The 1,065-nt window shown below is 39.8% G+C and carries 2 protein-coding genes; one reads left to right on the top strand and one right to left on the bottom strand.

Annotated features, from left to right (window positions below; genetic code table 11):
* Positions 1 to 15: 15 nt before the first annotated feature.
* Positions 16 to 141: a group II intron maturase-specific domain-containing protein gene (locus H5162_RS21470; protein WP_259398304.1), complete on the top strand. Its 126-nt coding sequence runs from the start codon at positions 16 to 18 to the stop codon at positions 139 to 141.
* 292 nt (positions 142 to 433) lie between these two features.
* On the opposite strand, the gene H5162_RS21065 is transcribed toward H5162_RS21470, so the two are convergent.
* Entirely contained in the window at positions 434 to 829 is a 396-nt protein-coding gene (locus H5162_RS21065; protein WP_182759298.1) for a hypothetical protein, read from the bottom strand.
* Positions 830 to 1,065 lie beyond the last annotated feature (236 nt).

Raw genomic sequence — 1,065 nt, 5'->3', positions numbered from 1 at the left:
AAACTCACACAGTATTTGCGCGGCTGGGGACACTACTACCTAATAGCCAACGCTTATCAGCTAACGGTGGATTTAGATCACTGGATCCGCCGTAGGATAAGAATGTGCTACTGGCGGCAATGGCGCTCTTTTAAGGTATAACACGCACTAAAGTACGCAGTTTAATGAAATTGGGTGTTAGCAAACAGTGTGATATCACCAGTACCAAAAGTAGGCGCTTGGAAGCGAAGGCCCTTGTCGAAGCTCAAAAACAAAAGGAATTAACATTGCGCTAGGCAATAACTACTTAGCTTCACAAGGTTTAGTGTCATTGAGAGATATTTGCATCAATATTCATCACGGGAGATGACACACCCATCATGCACTTCCTGTTAATAAAAAGTGCATGATGGGTGGTGTGGGGGCTGGAGGTTAGAGACCTCCGGCTACCCGATTAGGTTTCGTTTACGCTTTTCATTGCTTTAAATAATAACACCGACATCAAAATAGCAAAGAAATTAATCGTGATGGAAGATTCCCCTATTGCCCAAGAGAGATGGAATGTAAAACCCAATAATAAGGAGAATGCCCAACCACCAATATCAAAGCCTACTATTTGTATTACATAGAGCCAAAAAGCCAGTTTAATAAATGACACCTTACCTTGTCGAATTTTGTATGCGACAAACAAGTTTATGAAAATGAGAAGAGGCGTAAGCAACACTAATAATAAAGTAACTCCTTCTGCGTCGGGAAGTAGTGCTAACAAACTTGAGCTAACTAAAACACTCAGTATGCTGGCTACGATCAGTGCATAAAATGCTATTCTGGTATATCCATTTTGAATCAATTTTACCAACCTTGGATTAGAAACCTAACAGCTTATTGAACATCATTTTGGTGGTTTATAACACCCCAAAACGGTATCTATTACATACCTTGATAATTCCACCAATAATTACTTTTGTAAACAAGTAATTAAAATAGTGAAATTCAAAGCTTGTTATTTTGCCCTAAAACGGCAGTTAATAATTGGCTGATGGCTGATGGCTGATGGCTGATGGCTGATGGCTGATGGCTTATCGC

It is taken from the genome of Pseudoalteromonas sp. SR41-8, assembly GCF_014163915.1.
In the GTDB taxonomy this organism is placed as follows: Bacteria; Pseudomonadota; Gammaproteobacteria; order Enterobacterales; family Alteromonadaceae; genus Pseudoalteromonas; species Pseudoalteromonas rhizosphaerae.
Note: the sequence above shows the minus strand (reverse complement) of the source record. Positions and strands in the feature narration are given on the sequence as shown.